This window comes from Kocuria sp. CNJ-770 (genome assembly GCF_001942375.1).
In the GTDB taxonomy this organism is placed as follows: domain Bacteria; phylum Actinomycetota; class Actinomycetes; order Actinomycetales; family Micrococcaceae; genus Kocuria; species Kocuria oceani.
The window spans coordinates 11,623-31,558 of record NZ_MKJW01000096.1; the positions used below are offsets into that span (position 1 = coordinate 11,623).

The window sequence follows — 19,936 nt, forward strand, 5'->3', positions numbered from 1 at the left end:
CGCGAATGACGTGTACCGTGGGTCACACGACCGCACCCCGGTCGCTTGTTGACAGTCCCCCCCCCAGGGTGGAGCCCCCCTCCGCCTGCTGCCTGAAGAGGACCCCCCATGACCCTCCGCAAGACATTCTTCGCCACCGGAACCGTGGCCGCCCTGGCCTCCGGTGGTCTTTTCCTGACCGCGACCCCGGCCGCCGCCGCCCCGGGCGACGCCGCATGCCTCGCGGCCGAGGCCGAGCTGCGCACCGCCCTCGAGCAGGCCGGTCTCGAGGCCGAGCTCGTCGACCAGCTCGAGGGGGCCGTCGACGCCGTCGTCACGGCCCAGCTGGCCCGCAACACCCTGGCCCAGGCCGCCCTCGACGCCGCGGTGGAGCTGGAGACGGCCCAGGCCGCCCTGGACGCGGCGGTCGAGGCCGCCGTCGACGTGGACATCGAGGCCGCCCAGGAGGACCTCGACGCCGCCCAGGAGGCCCTGGACGCCGCCAACGCCGACCTCGAGACCTCCCAGGCCGCGCTCGAAGCCGAGCTCGAGGCCTTCGACGCCGCGGTCGCCGAGGCGCAGGACTCCCTCGACGCCGCGGTCGAGGTCCGGGCCGAGGCCGCTGCCGGCCTCGACGCCGCCGAGGGCGCCCTCGCGGACGCCGAGGCCGACCTCGAGGCCGCTGTGGCCGCCGCCGACGCGCTGGACGTCGCTCTGGCGGCCCAGGTCGACGCGGACGCCGCGGTCGGCCCGGCCGGGGACGCGGTCGACGCCGCTCTCGCGGCCCAGGTCGAGGCGGACGCTGCCATCGACCCGCTCGACACGCAGCTGCGCCTGGCACTCTCCGCTCAGGCTGATGCGGCCGCCGCCGTCGAGCCGCTCGACGCGGTCCTGGCCGCGGCGCTCGGCGTCCAGGCGGACGCGGAGCGCACGCAGGCCGCAGCCCAGGCCGACCTCGAGGCAGCCCTCGCGGTGCAGGCCACGGCCGCCGCCACCGTGACGGAGGCCCAGCTGGCCGTCGACGCCGCGGTCACCGCCCAGAGCGCGGCCGAGGGGACCCTGGCGGAGGCCCAGGCGACGCTCGCCGCCCTGGAGGCGGACCCGGCGGCCGACCAGGCCGACATCGACGCCGCTGCTGCCGCGGTGGTCGACGCCGAAGCGGCCGTCGCCGCGGCCGTCGAGGGTGTCGCTGCCGCCCAGCTCGCCCTCGACACGGCGGAGACCGCCGCCGCGGAGGCCGATGCCACGGTCGCCGCGGAGCAGGCGGACGTCCTCGCGGCCACGGCTGAGGTGGACGTCGCCGTCGCCGCGACCGAGGCGGCGCAGGCCGAGCTCGACGTCGCCGTCGGTGTCCTGACCGACGCCCGCGCGGCGGCCGAGGCGGCCCGAGGCGGAGCTCGACGCCGCCGTGGCCGCGCAGGTCGCCGCCGGCGAGGCCGTCGTCGCGGCCCAGGCCGAGCTCGACGCCGCCGTCGCGGCCGCTGACACCGCCGCGGAGGCGGTCCTGGAGGCCCAGGCCGCGGTGGACGCGGCCGGAACGGTCGGGGACGCCCAGGCGCCGTGGCCGACGCCGAGGCGGACGTGGAGCTCGCGGCGTCCGTCCTGGCGGACGCGGACGCGGACGTGGCCGCCGCGGAGGCCGAGCTGGCCGCCGCCGAGGTGGAGCCGGAGTCCCTCACGGACGCCCGCGACCTCGTGGCCTCCGACGAGGCGTCCGTGGCCGAGGCGGAGGCCGACCTGGCCGCCGCCCAGGCCGCGCTGGACGCCGAGCTGCAGCTGCTGGCGGACGTCGAAGCGGCCGAGGAGCGCGTCGAGAGCGCCCAGGCGGACGTCGACGCCGCCGTCGAGGCGGCCGTCGAGGCGCAGATCGCCCTGGACGAGTCCATCGAGGTGCTCGCCGACCTCCGGCTCGAGCTCGGTGACGTCGGGGTCGACGTGGACGAGCTGGAGGCCCTCTTCGACGCGGCCCTCGACGCCTGCGCGGCTCCCGCCGCCGACGGCGACTCCGACGACGACGACTCCGACGGCGGCACCGCCGACGGCGGTGACGACACCGACGGTGGCGCTGCCGACGGCGGCATCGAGGTCGACGTGGACCGCGGCGTCGTCGTGGCCCCGCAGTCCGCGCCGAGCACCCCCTGGACGCCGGGGACCTCCCCGAGCCACTGGGTGCCCGGCTCCTCGATGTACGAGACCAACCAGGGCATGAACGTGCAGACGGCCGCCGCCGGCACCGGCGGGTCCGCGGAGCAGGGCAGCGGCCTGGGCCTCATGGCCCTGACCGGCGCGGGCCTGCTCGCGGCCACCGGGATCGTGCTGCGCCGCCGGTTCACCGCCGAGGGCTGATGCCCGGGGGCCGGCCGGCGCGGCAGCGCGCCGGCCGGCCGCACCACAGCGCGCCGGGGGCGCCTTCCGCAGGGGAGGCGCCCCCCGGCGCGTTCCTGCTGGGTGCCGTGCGCCGGAACTGCCGGCGCCCCGACCGGTGCGGCGCCTGCGTCGAGCCGGGGCGCGGCCCCGGTGCCGGTCCGGGGCCGGCTCAGCTGCCGGGTGCCCGGCAGCGGTCGAAGGTCTCCCGGGCCACCGACCAGGTGGTCTTGCCCACCTCGAAGTGGTCGGTGAGCATGTACACCCCGACCCAGCGCTGATAGGTCCACGCCCGGTCCAGGAACCCGGGGTCTCCCGGCCCGGTGTAGCGCTCGTAGACGGCACGGACGAACTCCTCGCCGTACTCGTGCAGCTCGGCGAAGTCCACGGCCGGGTCGCCCAGGCACATGTCGCTGAAGTCGATGACCCCCAGCCGCCCGGCGGCCTCGTCCCAGAGCAGGTGCCGGCTGTAGACGTCGTTGTGGAGGAACACCATCGGCAGGTCCGCGGCCAGCAGCGCGTCGACGTCGGCGAGGATCTCCTCCACCTCGGCCAGCTCATCGGGCGTCAGCACGGCCGCCAGATGGGCCGCGACCCCCTCGCGGACCTCCCGCTGGTCCTCGGCCAGGTAGGACGGCGGCACCCGCTCCAGCGGCGTCCCGGCGACCGGGGCGGTGTGCAGGGCGGAGAGGAACCCGGCCAGCTGGCCGACGAGGGCCTCCCGCTGCGCCGCCGGAAGGGCGGCCATCAGCTCCGGGGTCAGCGTCCGGCCCGGCACGATCGGATAGCCGGCGAACGAGCCGTCGGGCGCCACCCGGTCGTAGCGCGGGATCCGGACCGGCAGCGGCCCGGCGAGACCGTCGCCGGCAGGATCACCGGATCGATCACCCGGCCGATCAGCGGAGTGGTCGGCGAGACGACCGGCGAGGTGGTCGAGGACCTCGATCTCCCGGCCGAGTCCGTCCGCGTAGGGCGCCTCGAGCGGGAAGCGGAACACCCGGGCGTCGTCGAGGAGGACGACGACGTGGTCCCAGCCCTCCGTGATGCGCCGGGCCCGGGACCAGCGCAGGTCCGGGAAGGCGGCGGCGATCCGGTCCAGCTCGTCCATGGGAGTCCTTCCGTGCGGCCCGGCTGCCCGCCGGCTGTGCCCAGGATAGAGCCGTCCCCGGGGCCACGGCACGGGAGCCGCACTGCTCACGGCGGAGCCGCTCAGGGCGGAGCCGCGCACAGCAGAAACGGGTTCCGCCCGGTGCGGGCCGGGTCCACGCTGGGGCCATGAACACCACCACCGCACCATCCAGGACCCCGCTCGACGACGAACTGGCCTCCCGGCTGCTGGAGCAGCGCATCATCGTGCTGGGCGCCGAGCTGGACCAGGCCACCGGCAACCGGCTGTGCACCCAGCTGCTGCTGCTCTCCGCCCAGGACCCGCGCCGGGACATCAGCCTGTGGATCAACTCCCCGGGCGGCTCCGTCCCGGCGATGCTCGCGATCATGGACGTCATGCGGATCATCCCCAACGACGTCTCCACCCTGGCCATGGGGCTGGCCTGCAGCGCCGGGCAGTTCCTGCTCTCGGCCGGCACCCCGGGCAAGCGCTACGCCCTGCCGCACGCGCGGATCCTGCTGCACCAGGGCTCGGCCGGGATCGGCGGCACCGCCGTGGACATCGCCATCCAGGCCGAGGACCTGCGCCACACCCGGGACACGGTCCTCGGGCTCATCGCCGAGCACACCGGCCGGCCGATCGAGCAGATCACGGCCGACTCCCAGCGCGACCGCTGGTTCACCGCCGAGGAGGCCCGCGCCTACGGGTTCGTGGACCGGGTCATCGCCGGGCTCGACGACGTGCGGCCCCGCGCGGCCACTCCCACCGCGACGCCCGCCGCTGCGGGGGCGGGGTCATGAGCACCTACACCGTGCCCTACGTCGTCGAGCGCACGCCCCACGGGGAGCGCAGCATGGACGTCTTCAGCCGGCTGCTGGCCGAGCGGATCGTCTACCTCGGCACCGAGATCGACGACGGCGTCGCCAACGTCCTGATCGCCCAGCTGCTCTACCTCGACTCCTACGGCTCCGAGCAGCCGATCGGCTTCTACATCAACTCCCCGGGCGGCTCCACCACGGCGATGCTCGCCGTCTACGACGCCATCCAGTACGTGGGCGCCCCCGTGGAGACCACCTGCGTGGGCCAGGCCGCCTCGGCGGCCGCGGTGCTGCTGGCCGCCGGCGCCCCGGGCCGCCGCTCGGTGCTGCCGCACGCCCGGGTGGTCCTGCACCAGCCCGCCGCCCAGGGCCAGGGCACCATCCCGGACCTCATCCTCGAGGCCGAGCAGATCGCCCGCACCCGCGCGCAGCTGGAGGAGGTCCTGGCCCGGCACACCGGGCGCACCCCGCAGCAGATCCGCGAGGACACCGACCGGGACCTGGTGCTCACCGCCGAGGAGGCGGTGGCCTACGGGGTGGCGGACCGGGTGGTCACCCCGCGGGAGGTCCGGGCCCGGTGACCCGGGGCATCGGCACCGCGGGCACGGCGCTGCGGGGCCTGGCCGCTCAGACGGCCAGGGCCACGGGACCGGCCAGGCAGACCGGCCCGCCCGGCACCGCCCGGGCGGCCGGGGCCGCGTCCCGCAGCACCCCGGTGGTCCCGGCCGTGAGGTCGAGCAGGTTCAGCCCCAGCGCCCCGACCACCGCGGCGATGATCTCCGAGGACGGGTCCTTCACCCCGCGCTCGATCTCCGAGAGGTACTGCGTGGACACCCCGGAGGTGCGGGCCACCTGCGCCAGGGTCAGGCCCTGGGCCAGGCGGTGGCGGCGCAGGAACATCCCCAGCACCGACCGCCACAGCGGGTCCACGGGCGCTCGCGGCGCCGCCCGCTCCCGGGGCGCGGGCGCCGGGAGATAGGCCGGTGTGGGCTCGATCACGTCGCTCATGGACCCATGCTAGGTCCGTCCCGGCGCCGGCGGGCGGGTCCTCTGCTGTGAGCGGATCACTGCGCGCCTGTCCCCGCGGCGGACGCGGTGGGATACTGCTGGCATGGTATCGCCGCAGGTGGGCGAGCTGGTCCAGGAGGGGGCGCGGGCGCTCGAGCAGGCCGACTGGCCCGCCGCGCGTCGGGCCCTCGAGCGCGTCCTGGACGGCGGCGGATCCGCCGAGCACGCGGTGGCCGCCGAGGGCCTGGGCCTGGCCCTGTGGTTCGAGGGCCGGATCGCGGAGGGCATCGAGTGGCGCGAGCGCGCCGTCGGGAGCTACGCGGCCCAGCGCCGGGTCCACGACGCCGCCCGGGTGGCGGCCTGGGTGTCCGACCAGCACCTGATCGCGGGCCGCCCGTCCGCGGCCCGGGGCTGGCTCGCCCGGGCCGAACGGGTCCTCGGGGACACCCCCACCGGCGTGGGGCACGGCTGGGTGGCGATCGGGCGGGCGCAGCAGGCCGAGGCCGTCGAGGAGCAGGCCGAGCAGGCCGCCCTCGCGCTGCGCATCGGCCGGGAGACCGGGGCGGAGGACCTCGAGATCCTCGCGCTGAGCCTGCTGGGCAAGGCGGAGCTGACCGCCGGGCACCGGGAACCGGGCCTGCGGCTGCTCGAGGAGGCCATGGTCGCGGCCACGGCGGGCCGGATCCGCAACGTCCACACCCTGGGGGAGACCTACTGCACCCTGGTGGCGGCCTGCGCCGAGGCGGAGGAGTGGGAGCGCGTGGTGGAGTGGTGCGAGCGCGTGGAGGACTTCGCGCAGACCCACCAGGCGGCCCCGCTGCTGGGGGTGTGCCGGACCGTGCACGCCGACGTGCTGATCGCCACGGGCCACTGGGCCGAGGCCGAGGCGGCGCTGACGTCCGCCCTGGCCACCCACGCCCGCGCCATCCCGGAGCTGAGCGTCCCGGCGCGCGCCTCCCTCGCCGAGCTGCGGATCCACCAGGGCCGGCTGCGCGAGGCGGAGCACCTGCTGGCCCGGCGCGAGGAGCACCCCGCGACCCTGCGGGCCCTGGCGCTGCTGCACCTGGCCGAACGGCGGGCGCAGGTGGCGGTCTCCCTGCTCGAGCGCGGCCTGTCCGAGACGGAGGGGCACGCGGTGCGCACCGCGCAGCTGCTGGCCGCCCTCGTCGACGCCCGCCTGGCGGCCGGGGACCCCGCCGGTGCGGAGGTCGCCGTCGAGCAGCTCCAGCGGATCGCCGAGGAGTCCGGGGTGCGGCTCGGCGCGGCGCGCGCCGACCTGGCGGCGGCCCGGCTCGCCCTGGCCACCGGGGACCGCGCCGCTGCGGCGGAGTCCGCCCGGCGGGCCCTGCGGGCCTTCGGCATGCTGGCGATGCCGCTGGACGTCGGTCTGGCCCGGCTGGAACTGGCGCGCGCGGTGCTGGGGGACTCGCCGGAGCTGGCCCGGGAGGAGGTGCTGGCCGCCCAGGCCGCCTTCCGGGAGCTCGGGGCCGCCCGGGAGCTGGACGCCGCGGCCCGGCTCCTGCGCGATCTCGGGGGCGGCACGGCACCCCGGCCGCGGAGCACCGGCGAGCTGACCGCGCGTGAGCACGAGGTGCTGGACCTGGTCGCCCTGGGGATGTCCAACGCGCGGATCGCCCGGGTGCTGGGCATCAGCCAGAAGACCGCCGGGCACCACGTGAGCCGGATCCTGATGAAGCTCGGGGTGCACAACCGCGCGGAGGCGGCCGCACACACGGCGGCCACCGGCCGGGACAGCGGCTGACGGACCGGAGCCGGGCACAGGGGCAGGGGCGGCGGGACAGGAGCTGCGGATAGGGACCGGGGGATAGGGACCGGATAGGGCGTTCTCCCGATGTCCGGCCCCGCCGATCGGCGGATGCTGGATGGCGTGACAGCACTTCAGCGCACACCAGCAGCAGGCCTCGACCCGAGGCAGTCGCACCACCGATCAGGAGACCCCGCCATGTCACAGACCCTCAGCACTCCGGCACCCGGCACGCCCACGGCCGACCAGCAGCTCAAGGCCAAGCACCGCGCCATCTGGGCCTCGGGCGACTACCCCGCCATGGTGGAGACGTTCCTGCTCCCGCTGGGCCCGCGCCTCGTCGAGGCCGCCGGCATCAGCGCCGGCCGGCGGGTCCTGGACGTCGGCGCCGGCACCGGCAACGCCTCCCTGCCCGCGGCCGCGGCGGGCGCCCGCGTCACCGCCAGCGACCTGACGCCCGAGCTGCTCGACGTCGGCCGGCGCCGCGCCGAGGCCGCCGGGCTCCACCTCGACTGGATCGAGGCCGACGCCGAGGACCTCCCGTTCGCGGACGGCTCCTACGACGTGGTGATGTCCTGCATCGGCGCCATGTTCGCCCCCCACCACCAGCGCACGGCCGACGAACTGGTGCGGGTGACCCGCCCCGGCGGGACCCTCGCGCTGCTGAGCTGGACGCCCGAGGGGCTGGTGGGGGAGCTCTTCCGCACCATGAAACCCTTCGCCCCCGCCCCGCCGCCGGGTGTGCAGCCGGCGCCGCTGTGGGGCAGCGAGGAGCACCTGCGGGGGCTGTTCGGCGGACGGGTGGAGTTCGCCACGGTCCGCCGGGACGTCCTCGAGGTCACGGCGTTCGCGCGGGCCCGCGACTTCGGCGAGCACTTCCGGGTCAACTACGGCCCCGCCGTCGCCGTCCGGGCCAACGCGGAGCGGGAGGGCCGTGCCGCGGAGTTCGACGCGGCGCTCGACGCGCTGTGCGAGCGCTGGAACCGCGGCACCGCCGACCGTGCCCGCTTCGAGATGGAGTACCTGGTGACCACTGGCATCCGCGCCTGAGCCGCGCCGGGTGAGCCCACGACCCGCACGGCCCCGGAGGTCACCTCCGGGGCCGTGCGGCCGTCCGCGTGCGGGGCGGTGCGCCGCGGGCTCAGCCCGGCGTGGAGGACGGCCGCCCGGCACGGGAGCCGAGCAGCGCGCGAGCCGTGGTGCGGGCGAGCGCCACGGGATCGGACGGCGCACCGCGCAACAGGCTGCTGAGCACCCCGTTGTAGAGCAGCAGCAGCGTGGAGGCCGTCGTGGCCGGGTCCTCGTATCCGGCGTCGCGGGCCAGGTCCGTCAGCCGGTCGGTGACGATCCGGGTGTCCTGGCGGATCAGCTCGAAGACCGGGTCGCTGTGTCCCTCCTCGGGGGCGGGACGCTCCGAGGCGGTGGCCAGGAAGCAGCACCACTGGGTCGGTCCTGCGGCGGCGCGGAAGGTCTCCACGGCGTCGAAGACCGCCAGCAGGCGCCCCTCCGCGGAGCCGGCACCGGCCACGGCCGCGTCCCAGTGCTGCGTCCAGGCGTCGAGCCGGCGGGAGAGCACCTCGCGCAGGAGGTTGTCCTTGGAGCCGAAGTGCTTGTACAGCGTCACGATCGCCACGCCGGCGGAGGCCGCCACCCGGTCCACGCCCGTGACGGCGATGCCCTCCTGGAAGAAGAGCGTCTCGGCGGCGTCGAGGATGCGGTCCCGGGTCTGCTGGGGGTTGGCCATGCCGCTAGTATAACGACTGTTATGGTGAAACGATCGTTATGCTGATGGAGGTGCCGGCATGGTGGGAACCACGGTGGACCGACGCGCCGCGTCCGGTCTGGGGGCGGCGGCGGGGATGCTGCTGATCGCGGCGACGTACGGCATGGCGCGGTTCGGGGTGGGCCTGTTCGCGCCCCGGATCGGTGCGCAGCGGCCGGAGCTCACGGACGTCCTCGGCTGGGCGGGGGCCGCGCAGTTCACCTCCTACTCCCTGGCGGCCGTGCTGGCCGCCCGGTTGGTGGACCGGCGTCCTCGCACCGGCCTGCTGCTGGCGGGCGCCACGGCGGTCACGGGGTGCCTGGGGGTGGCGGTCGCCCCCACCCCGGCGCTGTTCGTGCTCGCGGTGTTCATCGGCGGGATGGGCGGGGGCTTCGCCTCTCCCGCCCTGGTGCCGGTCATCGACGCGGTGGTGGCCCCGCGCGCCGGCGCGGCGGCGCAGTCCGTGGTGAACTCCGGCACGGCCGTGGGGGTGATCGGGGCCGGCGTGGTCGCCTCGGCGGCCGCGTCGGTCGGCGCGGCCTGGCTGCTCATGGCCCTGGTCTGCGCGGCGGCCACGGCGGCGGCGTGGTGGCCCGTCCGGGCGCGCGGTGACCTGCCGGCCGCCCAGCCCGCCGCGACTCTGCCCGCCCGTCCGGTCCGGGGGCCGTGGCGGCTGCTCGCCGTCCCTGCCGTGGCGGCGGTGGTCGCCGGAGCCGGGTCCGCCCTGATCTGGACCTTCGGGCCGCTGCTGATCACCGCCTCCGGCGCCGTGCCCGCGGAACGGGTCGGCCGGCTGTGGATCGCCCTGGGGCTCGGGGGAGTGCTCGGCGTCCTCACCGGAGCGCTCGTGCGGCGGTCCGGCACCCGCGGCGGATGGTGCTGGTGTGCGGGCGTCCTGGCCGTGGCCGGAGCCGGCGTCGGGGTGTCCGTGGCGGCGGGCAGCGCCGGAGCGGCTTACGCGGGCATGGCCCTCTTCGGTGCCGGCTACATGGGCCTGTCCGGTGTGCTCATCCTCTGGGCGCGCCAGGTCTGGCCCGGCAGCGCCGGGGCGGGCACGTCCGTGCTCTTCATCGCCCTGGCCACCGGGCAGGCCCTGGGCTCCGTCGGCTTCGGACTGGCCCGCGACCTCCTGGATCCCGCCGTCCTGGCGGGACTGGCCGCCGGCCTCTGCGCCGCCGGGGGTCTCACGGCGCTGGCCGGCCGCCGGTGACCCCGCCGTCCGAGCGGCTCCGGCAACAGCACGACGCGCCCCCCGGGACCGCAATCTTCCGCCAATCCTTGATCAGCAACCACAAGGTTGCCTATCCTGGTCGCGTGGACATCCTCTTCCAGGCGCTCGCGCACCCCGCGCGGCGGATCCTGCTCGAGGAGCTGGGCGCGCGCAACGACCAGAGCCTCTTCGAGCTGACCGTGCGCCTGACCAGCGGTCACGGCCTGTCCCTGACCCGCCAGGCCGTGACCAAGCACCTGGCCGTGCTGCGCGCGGCCGGCCTGGTGACCAGCACCGTCCGGGGCCGCACCACGGTCCACCACCTGGACACCACCTCGCTCACCGACCTGCGGCAGTGGCTGGACGCCCTGCCGCCCCCACCGAAGGACGAGTCATGAGAATCACCACCGCCAGCATCTTCGTGGACGACCAGGCCAAGGCCCTGGAGTTCTACACCAGCAAGCTCGGCTTCCAGCTCAAGACCGACGTGCCGGCCGGGCCCTTCCGCTGGCTCACCGTGGTCTCGCCCGAGGTCCCGGACGGCGTGGAGCTGCTCCTGGAGCCCTCCGAGCACCCGGCCGTCCGCCCGTTCAAGGAGGCGCTGGTGGCCGACGGCATCCCGTTCAACAGCTTCGCCGTCAAGGACGTGCAGGCCGAGTACGAACGGCTCACCAAGCTGGGGGTGCGCTTCGTGCAGGAGCCGGCGCAGATGGGCCCGGTGACCACCGCGGTGCTCGACGACACCTGCGGCAACCTCATCCAGATCGCGGCGATGAACGATCCGGAGTAGTCGCCGATCGGTCCCACGAGATGCACACAGCGCACCGCTGCGGCCGCGAGTCCCGTCCCGCAAGCGGCCTCTGACCCACATCCACCCCCTCCGGATGTCCGGCTCAGCACACGGGTCCACGGGCTCGGGCCGGCGGCCGTCCACCGTTGGTGACGGGCTTTCTCCGGCGCCTGCACGCAGTGCGCCGCGCCCACGGAACCCGCTGTTCGGGCAGCCCACGGTGCCGCAATGGGAGCGTAGGCACGGATTCGTAACCTGGACAAAAGTCTGGTGGAGCGTTCCTCGACTACGTAGCGTCTGCAACACGCCGCCTCGCCTGAAGGAGACCGCCCATGTTCAGGATCCGCAATGTGATCGCCGTTGCCACGCCTCTGCTCTTCGCGGGAACACTTGCCGCGCCTCCCGCACACGCGGACCACACCCGCCCGCACACGTGCGAAGAGGTCGGCGGAGTCTTCACGGCAGGCGCGACGCGAGGCGCGGACCGCTGCGTCGTCACGGAGGAGACCTCCATCACCGGGCCGTTCGGCAGGCCGACGACTACGGTCAGCGAACCTCGGCCCGACGACACGAGTCCGATCGTCGTCGACGGTCCCGTCACCCCCACCGGCGAACCCACGACTGCCTCGGAGCTGCGCGACGTCGGTGAGCCGTCCAGCGTCGTCACGGTCCTCTCCGGCACCCCTACGACGACCGAGCGCACCGAGCGCGGCACACCGACCAGCACAGACGCTCCCGGTACGCGCAACTGCGAGCGCGTCAACAACGAGAACGCCAAGAAGCCGGTCGAGAAGTGTGAGCGCACCGTCGTCACCACCACGACCACTCCCACCACCGTGTTCACCACGGTGACCACCCCGCAGACGGAGCGCACGGTCACGACGCAAGCGCGGGAGGAGTGCCGCACGACCACGCAGCAGACGAGCTTCGTGCGGACGACGACGCAGGGTCAGGTCCAGGACCGGACGGTCTCGTACCAACAGCGCACGATCACCACGACCACCACGACGACGTACAGGTTCGACGGCCGTGACCAGTTGCAGCTGGTCGTCTTCCCGGTCGCGCCGAACCCGCGCATCACGACCCGGACCGAACCGGCCGAGCCGCTGGAGACGACGACCACCGAGCCGATCCAGCCCAGCACCAGCACGGAGACGCTTCCCGGTGAGCCGATCGTGACCGGACCGACGTGCACGCCCACTGCTCCCGCCGTGACGGAGACCGAGCGTGAGCTCGAGCCGCTCAGCGTCGAGACCAGCCGACCCGGCGAGCCGGTCGTGACGACCTCGACGAGTGGTACGGGTCAGACCTGCTACAACAACCCGTCGTCAGCGGAACAACGCCGCAACGCCTGCTCGTAGCGTCGGCGCGAGGGCCCGTCACCGTTCTCCGGTGTGGCGGGCCCTCGCTGGAATCCGAAGGGCCGGAAACGCGCATGGAGCGCCTTCGCGAGAAGACGCCCCATGTCGAGGAACAGGCCGGAAGCAGACCCGGCTCAGTGCCCCGTGGATGTGGACCCGGAGGACGAGCCGGACCGGCCCCACGCCTCGATCCCGAAGGTCTCGTGCTCGGCGGAGTCCTCGCTCTTGGCCTGCTCGGCCCGCGGAGCCGGGGCGGCGTCCTCGGCCGCCGGGGCCGTGGGCTCCTTCCACGACGCAGCCGGCGCAGCGGCCGCGACCGGCACGACCGGCTGCGCACCGGTTCTGGGCGCCGGCTGGTCGTCCGAGCTCGCGTAGTAGGACTTGCCGTAGTACCCGTAGTACCCCGCGTCCGCACCGGTGGTGGGCACCCGGTTGAGCACCACGCCGAGCACGTGCCCGTGCACCTGGTGCAGGTTCTCCAGGGCCTTGGACAGCTCGTCCGTGGTGGTCTTCTGCGCGGTGGCCACGATGATCGCCCCGTCGGCGGAGGCCGTGAGCAGCGCCGCGTCCGTGACCGGCAGCAGCGGGGGAGCGTCCACCAGGACCAGGGCGTCCTCGGCGAGAGCCTCCAGCATGGCGTGCATGGCCTTCGAGGACAGCAGCTCGGTGGGGTTGGGTGCGGTGCGGCCGGCGCCGAGCACCTGCAGGTTCGGGAACTTGTCGTAGGTCTGCAGCACCTCGTCCACCTGCACCTGACCGGTCAGCACGTCCGTGACACCGACCCCGGGAACGAGGCCGAACAGGTCCGTCATCACCGGGCGCCGGAGGTCCCCGTCCACCACGACGACGTTGCGCCCGGTCGAGGCGATGGCCACCGCCAGGTTCGCGGTGATCGAGGACTTGCCCTCACCCGGCAGGGAGGAGGTGACCACGATCATCTTCGGCGGGTTGTCCACGGAGACGAAGCTGAGGTTGGTGCGCAGCTCGCGCAGGGCCTCGGAGAACTCGTGGTGCCCGCGGCCGCCGGAGTAGCCGGTCTCGATGATCTCGCGGTGGTCGACCAGCCGTTCGTCCGTGGGGATGACGCCGAGGACCGCGACGCCGAAGCCGTCCCGGATCTCCTCGACCGACTTGATGCGACGGTCCATCTTGTAGCGCGCGAACGCGTAGAGCAGGCCCAAACCCAGACCGCCCACGAGGCCGAGGGCCAGGTTGAGCTTGAGGTTCGGCGAGGACGGCGCCAGCGGCAGCGAGGCGTTGCTCAGCGGCTGGACGGCCACGCGGTTGATCGCGTCCTCGTCGCCCTGGCTCTCCACCTCCCGCGCCTGCTCGGACAGGGCCACGACCCAGGCGTTCGCCAGATCGGCGGCCTCCGTCGGGTCTTCTGCATCGGCGGTGATGCGGATTTCTGGCGTGTCCACCGGGACGTCCGTGGCGATGCGCGGAAGCAGCTCCTCGGGCGTGGCGTCCAGGCCGAGTTCGTCAATCACCGCAACGGCAACGGGTCGTGCCGTCGCCAGCGACTCGTAGGACACCGCCTTGGACTGCGCCAGGTTGTTCCCGGCCAGGGCGCTGGCCAGGTCCTGCTCACCGGTCGCCACGACCAGCCCGGACGCGGTGGCCGAGTAGATCTTCGGCTGGATGAGCGTCCAGCCGAGGGCCAGGAGCGTGCACAGCAAGGTGATCAGCGTGATGGCCCGCCAGTGGGTGCGCACCAGACGCAGCAGATCCCGGGCATCGAGCGCCGGGGCTTCGCGCTCTGCGTCAAGGTGCTCCATGGTTCTCCTCGGGATCGGCTCGGGGGTGGGGGGTTGCGTGACGGTCACTCGCGGATACCGTCCTGGTGTTCGCGGTACCAGTCCACGGTGGTGCGCAGGCCCTCCTCAAGGGGGATCCGGGCGGTCCAGCCGGCTGCGGCCAGCTTGGAGACGTCCATGAGCTTGCGCGGGGTGCCGTCGGGCTTTGTGGTGTCCCACTCGATGCGCCCTTCGTACCCGACCGCGGCGGCTACCTGGTGGGCGAGCTCCTTGATGGTGACGTCGGTGCCGGTGCCCACGTTGACGTGCTCCGCCCCGTCGTAGTGCTCGAGCAGGTGCAGGCAGGCTTCCGCCATGTCGTCCACGTGCAGGAACTCCCGCAGCGGGGTGCCGGTGCCCCAGTTGGTGACCGACTCGGCCCCCGTGATCCGCGCCTCCTCGTAGCGGTGGATCATCGCCGGCAGCACGTGGGAGCCGGTGGGGGAGAAGTTGTCCCCGGGCCCGTAGAGGTTGGTGGGCATCGCGGAGATCCAGGGCAGCCCATACTGCCGGCGCACGGCCTGGATCTGCAGGATCCCGGCGATCTTGGCGATCGCGTAGGCGTCGTTGGTGGGCTCCAGGTGCCCGGTGAGCAGGTACTCCTCCTTCAGCGGCTGCGGCGCCAGCTTCGGGTAGATGCACGAGGACCCCAGGAACAGCACCCGCTCCACCCCGTGGGCCAGGGCGGCGTCGAGGACGTTGACCTGGATCCGCAGATTGTCGGAGAGAAAGTCGACCGGGTAGGTGCTGTTGGCCAGGATCCCGCCGACCTTCGCCGCGGCGAGCACTACGTAGCGCGGCTTGGCCTGCGCGAAGAAGGCGAACACCGCGTCCCGGTCCTTCAGGTCCAGCTCGGCGGAGGTGCGGCCGATGAGGTCGGTGAACCCCTCGGCCTGGAGCCTGCGCCAGATCGCGGAGCCGACCAGACCGCGGTGGCCGGCCACGTAGAACGGCGCGGTGCGGTCCAGCGGTCCGGGAACGAACGACGTCGTCGTGTCAGCGGCATTCTCGGTGGAATGCTCGGTGGTCTGCGCTGTCATGGTGGGATCTCCCGTCACTTGGCCCAGGAGGCGAGCTGCACGGAGTCGACCCAGGCGTCGTTCTCCAGCATGGCGATGTCGGCGTCGACCATGAGGCGGGCCAGCTCGGGGGCCTTGATGGTGGCCTCCCAGCCGAGCTTGTCCTTGGCCTTGGCGGGGTCGCCGATCAGGGCGTCGACCTCGGTGGGGCGCAGGTAGCGCTCGTCGAACTCGACGTGCTCACGCCAGTCCAGCCCGGCGTGGTCGAACGAGATTTCCAGGAACTCCCGCACCGTACAGGGGGTGCCGGTGGCCAGAACGAAGTCCTCGGGCTCGTCGGCCTGCAGCATCCGCCACATGCCCTCGACGTACTCGGCGGCGTAGCCCCAGTCGCGGATGGCCTGCAGGTTGCCCATGTAGAGCTTCTCCTGCTGGCCTGCCTTGATGGCGGCCACGGCCCGGGTGATCTTGCGCGTCACGAAGGTCTCGCCGCGGCGGGGGGACGTCGTGGTTGAACAGGATGCCGTTGACCGCGAACATGTCGTAGGCCTCGCGGTAGTTCTTGGTGATCCAGTAGGAGTAGATCTTCGCCGCTCCGTAGGGGGAGCGGGGGTAGAACGGGGTGGTCTCGGACTGCGGCGGCGGGGTCGCCCCGTACAGCTCGGAGGTGGAGGCCTGGTAGTAGCGGGCGTCCACGTTGGCCAGGCGCATCGCCTCGAGCAGGCGGATGGTGCCCAGCCCGGTGGTGTCCCCGGTGTGCTCGGGCTCCTCGAAGGAGACCTTCACGTGGGACTGGGCGGCGAGGTTGTAGACCTCGTCCGGGCGGATCTGCGCCATCAGCGTCACCAGCCGGGACCCGTCGGAGAGGTCCCCGTAGTGCAGGAACAGCTTCGCGTCCGCCTCGTGGGGATCCGAGTAGAGGTGGTCGATCCGGTGGGTGTTGAACGTGGAGGCCCTCCGGATCAGTCCGTGGACCTCGTACCCCTTGGCGAGCAGCAGCTCCGCCAAGTAGGAGCCGTCCTGACCGGTGATGCCCGTGATGAAGGCCTTCTTGGGGGTGGCGTGCATGATCGTCCTTCGGGGGATGAGGTGTGGGCCGTTGGGGGGACAGTTTTATGCTAGTGAATCAACCGGCAAACCCGGTGATCAACGGCGGACATGTTGCGTCAAAGTACGGAGCACATCGTCCCACCGGCCCATCGCCGCCTCGGCGGAGAGGTGCGCGGCGGCGTAGCTAGGTCCCTGCGCGCCTAGAGCAGTGGCCGCGGCCGGGTCCATGCTCATCTCCTTAGCTGCTCCGAGCAAATGGCAGGGATCATCGGAGGGCACGACCCTGCCGGCGCCGGAGGCCTCGACCTCCCCGGCCGTCGCACTCTCACGTTCCACAGCGGCCAGCACCGGACGGCCTGTCACGAAGTACGAGGTGAGCTTGCTCGGCACGGACATGTCCTTCACCCCGGCCAACTCGTTGACCAGCAGGACGTCGGCCGAGGCCAGCGCGGCCGCGTACTCGTCGTTGGGCAGAGGATCGAGGAACTGGAGGTTCGCCACACCGCGGCCGAGCTCTTCGAGATGACGACGCTGATTGCCGTCGCCCATGAGCACGAATTGCAGCGAGGAGCCCTGCATCTCCGCCAAACGGGCAGCCTCCACGACGTTGTCGAGGCCCTGCTTCACGCCCATGTTTCCCGCGTGCAGGACCACCGTGCGGTCCGGCGCCCATCCCAGCCGGCGGCGCACCCCGTCCCGATCCACCGAGGTCTGCGGGGTGATGTGCGTCCAGTTGCGGACCACCTGCACCCGATCGCCCGGGACATTGAGCCGGTCCACCACGTGCTGGCGGAAGCGGTCGTGGATGACGATCGTCCTGCGTGCGGAGGACAGGGCCGCGCCCTCGATGGCCCGCATGATGGGGGCGACCACGGCGGCGGAGGAGTGCGACTCCTCCACACCGCGGGAGTAGAGGTCCTGCACCCAGGTGACGGTCGGCACACCGCGGTGCCGCAGCTTCGCGGCCAGCGAGCACAGGGCCGTGGAGAACATGGCGGGGGAGACGAGGAGGACGACGTCCGGATCTCCCCAGTCGGTCAGAGCCGCCTTGAGCCCGAAGTGCAGTTCCATCAGGGTGCGGGTGACGAGGCTGGGCCGGCGCGGGACGTACTGGCGCAGCCGCAGGATCTCGGCGTTCTCGTGCCGCTCGCGGTGGACGCGCCCGGCGTAGCCGTCGTAGATCTCCACTGCGGGTAGTGCGGGAAGCCGGTGATGACCTTGACGTCCCAGCCTTGTCGGCGAGGCCAACGGCGAGGGAGCTGGTGTACGGGGCGTTGCCCGTGGGCTCGGGGGCGAAGTGCAGGCCGATGATCGTCACACGAGGGGGCATCGAGGAAACTCTTTCGAAGTGAGACGGGGGTTGGGCCGAGTCGGGGGACTCGACCGGTAACGTTACCCGTGACATCCAGATGCATGTATCTGACACCCCCGCCCCGATGTCGCACCTCACGTGCTCAAGGACTCACCATGTCGAACGACTTGCCCCCCACCGTGCACGCCAGTGCCCGACAAGACGTCCCCGTCATCGACCTCTCCCAAGCGCCCGGCGCCGGTGAAGCGTGGGACCGTCCCAAGTGGATGATCTACGCCTGGGCCGCCGCCGAGCAGCTGATCATCCACAATCCCTGGCAGGTCAGCTCCGGCCTGCGGGTCCGTGCCCTACGCCTGTTCGGGGCCGAGGTGGGAGAGGGCGTCATCATCCGGACCCGCACCCGCATCAAGTTCCCCTGGAAGCTCCGGGTGGGCGACCACGCCTGGATCGGCGAGGGCGTGTGGATCCACAACCAGGACCAGGTCACCATCGGCCACAACGCCGTGGTCTCGCAGGACACCTTCATCACGACCGGCAGCCACGCCCACCGGAAGGACATGGGCCTGGTCACCAGGCCGGTCACCATCGACGACGGCGCCTGGGTCACCTCCCGGTGTGTCGTGACCGGAGGTGTGACGGTCGGTCGCTCGGCCTTGGTGCAGCCCACCACACTCGTGAACCGCGACATCGATCCGAACACCGTAATCGGACCCGGTGAGGTCGTAGTCAAGGGAAGGCGGTTCGATGTGGTTGTCCCTCAGTCCCCGTCGTCGACTCACGAACCTTACTGAAGGGATGGGTGCCATCAGGCAACACCGAAGAGCGCGACTCCGGGGCGCCATCATTTCTGCTCCAGCCAATCCACGCACAGGAGAACAGAAAGTGCTCCAACGTAAAGGCACGCGACAATCACATCGTGAGCGCACAGCCGGGATGTATCTGGCCGTCCTGCCGTCCTACCGTCAGAACTGTATGGAGATCCTGCTTGACGAGTTCCCGGGGAGACTCGATCTTTATGTGAGCGAATCCCACCTCGACTCCTCAGTAAAGTCGGGAGTGCAATTGCCCAACCTCCATTATGTATCCATGCGGAGACTGATGGGCAACAAAGTGTTCTTGCAAAGCGGTCACCTGCTCCAGGCATTGCGGACGGATGACCTTGTCGTGGATTTAAACCCCAGAAGTCTTTCTGCCTGGATGTTGCTGGTGGCGCGCCGGGTGTTGCACAAACGAACACTGGTCTGGGGCCATCTGTATCCGAGGGCTGGATCGAGCTCCAACACCGCATCGGCGCGTCGCACCATGCGCCGTTTCGCCTCGGGCACCATCACCTATACCTATTCCGATCAGGCTGCCGCCGAGCACGAGCTCCCTGGCCAACCGGTGTGGGCTGCGACGAACGCCCTGTATCGGGCCAACGACATCCAGCCCGTTGGCACATCGAAAGCTGAAACCAGGAAGGAGGTCCTGTATGTCGGTCGATTCGAGGGCTCGAAAAAGGTGCCACTGCTACTCGAGAGCTTTGCCCACGCCGTGCGGCAACAGCCGGACCTCCTACTCCGACTCGTGGGAGGGGGGAGCCAGGAGGACCAACTTCGACACAGGGCACACGAACTGGGCATCGCCGACAAGGTGATCTTCGAGGGGTGGGTCGACGACGTGGACCGGCTGAAACTTTTCTACGAGCGCGCCATCTGCGCGGTTTCGCCCGGGTTCGCTGGCCTTGGACTGACGCAGTGCCTTGGATTCGGCGTGCCGATGGTGGTGTCGAAAGACGAACCACATGCTCCCGAGATCGAACTCGCCGACACCGGAGGAGTGATCTGGGTCGAGACCGACAGCACCACCTCAATGGCCGAAGGCCTGCTAGCCGCATGGCGCCGTCGTGGCGAACTCCCGCTGAGCCTAGTGTCCGACTACGTACGCAATCACTATTCAGCCGAATCGATGGCCCGCGGGCTTCACTATGCGCTAGAGGATGTTCGATGATCCCTCCAAACACCACCCATGCACTCGCCACCGAACCGACAATCGTGCCTGGCCCCCTTCAATCTTTAGTCCGTGGGGTGCTCCGCAAGATCGCTGTTCGGGGCAATGTCGACCTGGGGACAAATGTCCGTGCGGGTCGCGGGGCCGTCATTGCGGCGCCCCATCGACTCACCCTCGGAAACAATGTCTCGGTGGGACCGTACTCGGTCGTCCAGGTTGATGGCACCATCGGTGACTGGACGCTCATCGGTATGTATGTGCAAATTGTCGGCAAAAATGACCACGCCATTGATGAAGTAGGCGTCCCCATTCGGATGTCCACGCGTGTGGGCGATCGAAAACCACAGGCCTCCGATGCGATCCACATCGGTAAGGACGTATGGATTGGGGCATCTGCCATTGTGCTGAGCGGTGTCAATATCGGCACGGGGTCCGTCATTGGTGCTGGTGCCGTAGTTACGAAGGACATTCCGCCGTTCTCTATTGCAGTTGGAAATCCAGCGCGCATAGTTGGACAACGTTTCGAAAATGATGAAATTAGGCAGAGGCATATGGAAGTGCTGGAAACGATCTAATCTCGAAGCGCTTGTATGTATTCCGACCCC

The 19,936-nt window shown here is 71.8% G+C and carries 19 protein-coding genes and 1 pseudogene; 13 read left to right on the forward strand and 7 right to left on the reverse strand.

Annotated elements, in window-relative coordinates; all coding sequences use genetic code 11:
* The first annotated feature begins 108 nt into the window (after positions 1–108).
* Both BJF77_RS10080 and BJF77_RS10085 read left to right on the forward strand, forming a co-directional pair.
* Complete coding sequence (locus BJF77_RS10080) at positions 109–1,464, forward strand: hypothetical protein (protein ID WP_075872073.1); 1,356 nt, start codon at positions 109–111, stop codon at positions 1,462–1,464.
* Between the two features lie 75 nt (positions 1,465–1,539).
* On the forward strand, positions 1,540–2,325 hold the full coding sequence (locus BJF77_RS10085) for a hypothetical protein (protein ID WP_075872074.1): 786 nt from the start codon (positions 1,540–1,542) through the stop codon (positions 2,323–2,325).
* Positions 2,326–2,515: 190 nt separating this feature from the next.
* Here the strand turns inward: BJF77_RS10085 and BJF77_RS10090 are convergent, their stop codons facing one another.
* Positions 2,516–3,451, reverse strand: a complete 936-nt coding sequence (locus BJF77_RS10090) for a phosphotransferase family protein (protein ID WP_158041228.1) — start codon at positions 3,449–3,451, stop codon at positions 2,516–2,518.
* A 167-nt stretch (positions 3,452–3,618) separates the two neighbouring features.
* Between BJF77_RS10090 and BJF77_RS10095 the strand changes: the two genes are divergently transcribed.
* Positions 3,619–4,251 carry a ClpP family protease gene (locus BJF77_RS10095; protein ID WP_075872075.1) on the forward strand — a complete coding sequence of 211 codons (633 nt, stop codon included), beginning with the start codon at positions 3,619–3,621 and terminating at the stop codon, positions 4,249–4,251.
* Positions 4,248–4,850, forward strand: a complete 603-nt coding sequence (locus BJF77_RS10100) for a ClpP family protease (RefSeq protein WP_075872076.1) — start codon at positions 4,248–4,250, stop codon at positions 4,848–4,850. The genes BJF77_RS10095 and BJF77_RS10100 overlap by 4 nt, the downstream gene beginning before the upstream one ends.
* A gap of 46 nt (positions 4,851–4,896) precedes the next feature.
* Here BJF77_RS10100 and BJF77_RS10105 read toward each other — a convergent pair whose 3' ends face one another.
* Complete coding sequence (locus BJF77_RS10105; protein ID WP_255396217.1) at positions 4,897–5,277, reverse strand: helix-turn-helix domain-containing protein; 381 nt, start codon at positions 5,275–5,277, stop codon at positions 4,897–4,899.
* Between the two features lie 103 nt (positions 5,278–5,380).
* On the opposite strand from BJF77_RS10105, the gene BJF77_RS22340 reads away from it, so the two are divergent.
* Together BJF77_RS22340 and BJF77_RS10115 are read left to right on the forward strand one after the other, a co-directional pair.
* Entirely contained in the window at positions 5,381–7,039 is a 1,659-nt protein-coding gene (locus tag BJF77_RS22340) for a LuxR family transcriptional regulator (RefSeq protein ID WP_075872077.1), read from the forward strand.
* Positions 7,040–7,240: 201 nt separating this feature from the next.
* Entirely contained in the window at positions 7,241–8,092 is an 852-nt protein-coding gene (locus BJF77_RS10115; protein ID WP_075872078.1) for a class I SAM-dependent methyltransferase, read from the forward strand.
* 91 nt (positions 8,093–8,183) lie between these two features.
* Here BJF77_RS10115 and BJF77_RS10120 read toward each other — a convergent pair whose 3' ends face one another.
* On the reverse strand, positions 8,184–8,786 hold the full coding sequence (locus BJF77_RS10120) for a TetR/AcrR family transcriptional regulator (protein ID WP_075872079.1): 603 nt from the start codon (positions 8,784–8,786) through the stop codon (positions 8,184–8,186).
* Between the two features lie 58 nt (positions 8,787–8,844).
* On the opposite strand from BJF77_RS10120, the gene BJF77_RS10125 reads away from it, so the two are divergent.
* The 4 genes from BJF77_RS10125 to BJF77_RS10140 all read left to right on the forward strand — a co-directional run bounded on the left by BJF77_RS10125 (position 8,845) and on the right by BJF77_RS10140 (position 12,165).
* Positions 8,845–10,014 (forward strand): MFS transporter, encoded by a 1,170-nt coding sequence (locus BJF77_RS10125; protein WP_075872080.1) that lies wholly within the window; start codon positions 8,845–8,847, stop codon positions 10,012–10,014.
* Positions 10,015–10,118: 104 nt separating this feature from the next.
* Positions 10,119–10,412: a helix-turn-helix transcriptional regulator gene (locus BJF77_RS10130; protein ID WP_083665084.1), complete on the forward strand. Its 294-nt coding sequence runs from the start codon at positions 10,119–10,121 to the stop codon at positions 10,410–10,412.
* A complete protein-coding gene (locus BJF77_RS10135; RefSeq protein ID WP_075872081.1) occupies positions 10,409–10,804 on the forward strand; it encodes a VOC family protein in 396 nt (131 codons plus the stop codon). The genes BJF77_RS10130 and BJF77_RS10135 overlap by 4 nt, the downstream gene beginning before the upstream one ends.
* A gap of 332 nt (positions 10,805–11,136) precedes the next feature.
* Positions 11,137–12,165: a hypothetical protein gene (locus BJF77_RS10140; RefSeq protein ID WP_075872082.1), complete on the forward strand. Its 1,029-nt coding sequence runs from the start codon at positions 11,137–11,139 to the stop codon at positions 12,163–12,165.
* 134 nt (positions 12,166–12,299) lie between these two features.
* Here the strand turns inward: BJF77_RS10140 and BJF77_RS10145 are convergent, their stop codons facing one another.
* The 4 genes and pseudogenes from BJF77_RS10145 to BJF77_RS10160 all read right to left on the reverse strand — a co-directional run bounded on the left by BJF77_RS10145 (position 12,300) and on the right by BJF77_RS10160 (position 17,218).
* Positions 12,300–13,943, reverse strand: coding sequence for a polysaccharide biosynthesis tyrosine autokinase (locus tag BJF77_RS10145; protein WP_075872083.1), 1,644 nt, complete (start codon positions 13,941–13,943; stop codon positions 12,300–12,302).
* Positions 13,944–13,987: 44 nt separating this feature from the next.
* Positions 13,988–15,001, reverse strand: coding sequence for a GDP-L-fucose synthase (locus BJF77_RS10150; RefSeq protein ID WP_075872084.1), 1,014 nt, complete (start codon positions 14,999–15,001; stop codon positions 13,988–13,990).
* A gap of 14 nt (positions 15,002–15,015) precedes the next feature.
* Positions 15,016–16,048, reverse strand: a pseudogene (gene gmd / locus BJF77_RS10155) (GDP-mannose 4,6-dehydratase).
* 78 nt (positions 16,049–16,126) lie between these two features.
* A complete protein-coding gene (locus BJF77_RS10160) occupies positions 16,127–17,218 on the reverse strand; it encodes a glycosyltransferase family 4 protein (RefSeq protein WP_083665085.1) in 1,092 nt (363 codons plus the stop codon).
* Between the two features lie 279 nt (positions 17,219–17,497).
* On the opposite strand from BJF77_RS10160, the gene BJF77_RS10165 reads away from it, so the two are divergent.
* The 3 genes from BJF77_RS10165 (at position 17,498) to BJF77_RS10175 (ending at position 19,906) form a co-directional block, all read left to right on the forward strand.
* Positions 17,498–18,133 (forward strand): acetyltransferase, encoded by a 636-nt coding sequence (locus BJF77_RS10165; RefSeq protein WP_075872085.1) that lies wholly within the window; start codon positions 17,498–17,500, stop codon positions 18,131–18,133.
* A gap of 142 nt (positions 18,134–18,275) precedes the next feature.
* Complete coding sequence (locus BJF77_RS19495) at positions 18,276–19,331, forward strand: glycosyltransferase (RefSeq protein WP_158041230.1); 1,056 nt, start codon at positions 18,276–18,278, stop codon at positions 19,329–19,331.
* A complete protein-coding gene (locus BJF77_RS10175) occupies positions 19,328–19,906 on the forward strand; it encodes a DapH/DapD/GlmU-related protein (protein ID WP_083665087.1) in 579 nt (192 codons plus the stop codon). Before BJF77_RS19495 ends, BJF77_RS10175 begins: the two co-directional genes overlap by 4 nt.
* The last annotated feature ends 30 nt before the right edge of the window (positions 19,907–19,936 follow it).